We start from the raw sequence: 1,184 nt of genomic DNA, 5'->3' as shown, positions 1-1,184 counted from the left end.
TTGCAGGAAGAGGTCACACCCACAGACCTGGCTTATGTGATCTACACCTCTGGCTCCACTGGCTTGCCCAAAGGTGTGGCCATTGAACATCACAGCCCTGTTGCCCTGGTCAACTGGGCTCAACGGGTGTACAGCAAAGCAGAATCGGCGGCCGTATTGGCTTCCACATCAATCTGTTTTGACTTGTCGATTTATGAGTTATTTTTTACCTTGGGCACAGGTGGTCAGGTGGTGTTGGTTGACAATGCACTTGGACTACAGGGTTTGGGAGAACACACCCCTGTGACATTGATCAACACGGTGCCATCAGCGATGGTTGAGTTGTTGCGCATGCAGGCTGTGCCTGAATCAGTTAAAACGATCAATTTGGCCGGTGAGCCATTGTCCCCTGAGTTGGTTGATCAGATCTATGAGAAGACGACGGTTGAGAAAGTTTATGATCTGTATGGTCCATCAGAAGACACCACTTACTCAACCTTCAAGCTGCGCGAGCACAAGGGTATTCGCACCATTGGCCGGCCGATTGACAACACCCAGGTACACATTTTGGATCAACAAGGTCAACTGGTACCGGTTGGTGTGCCTGGTGAATTACACCTGACAGGCCAAGGCCTGGCACGTGGTTACTTACACCGCCCGGATTTGACTGAAGAGAAATTTGTAAGCAGTCCTTTTGATTCATCAGAACGGATGTATCGCAGCGGGGATTTGGCCCGTTGGATGCCTGATGGCAATCTGGAGTATTTGGGTCGCATAGACACCCAGGTCAAGATACGAGGTTTCAGGATTGAAATTGGTGAGATAGAAACGAGGTTGCTTGAGCATGAGCAGGTTTCAGATTGTGCGGTTGTGGCGCAAGGAGAAGAAGGTAACAAGACCCTGGTGGCGTTTTACACTTCGGTGCACAGTGAAGCAGAAACATTGGATGAAATTCCCCGGGAGGAGCTGCGGGTACACATCCAGCAGAGTTTGCCCAAGTACATGGTGCCATCTGCGTTTGTGAGTTTGGGTGAAATTCCACTGACTCCCAATGGTAAAGTGGACCGCAAGGTGCTCGAAGCGCAAGACGTGACATTGACTGCTGAGGCAGGTTATGTGGCTCCGCGCAATGACACTGAGGCTGCTTTGGTTGATATCTGGTCTGAAGTGCTGGGGTTTAAAAATGATGTCATTGGTGTCCACGA

Annotated in this window: 1 protein-coding gene; it reads left to right on the top strand. The window is 50.3% G+C overall.

All coding sequences use genetic code 11. The features are described from left to right. Positions 1-1,184, top strand: a 1,184-nt coding sequence (locus B0475_RS17330) for an amino acid adenylation domain-containing protein (RefSeq protein ID WP_198538372.1), incomplete at both ends; no start/stop codon positions are given.

The sequence above is a fragment of the Marinicella sediminis genome, from assembly GCF_002000055.1.
Lineage (GTDB): Bacteria > Pseudomonadota > Gammaproteobacteria > Xanthomonadales > Marinicellaceae > Marinicella > Marinicella sediminis.
The sequence above is the reverse complement of the archived record's forward strand: the minus strand, read 5'-3'. Positions and strand labels throughout refer to the sequence as shown.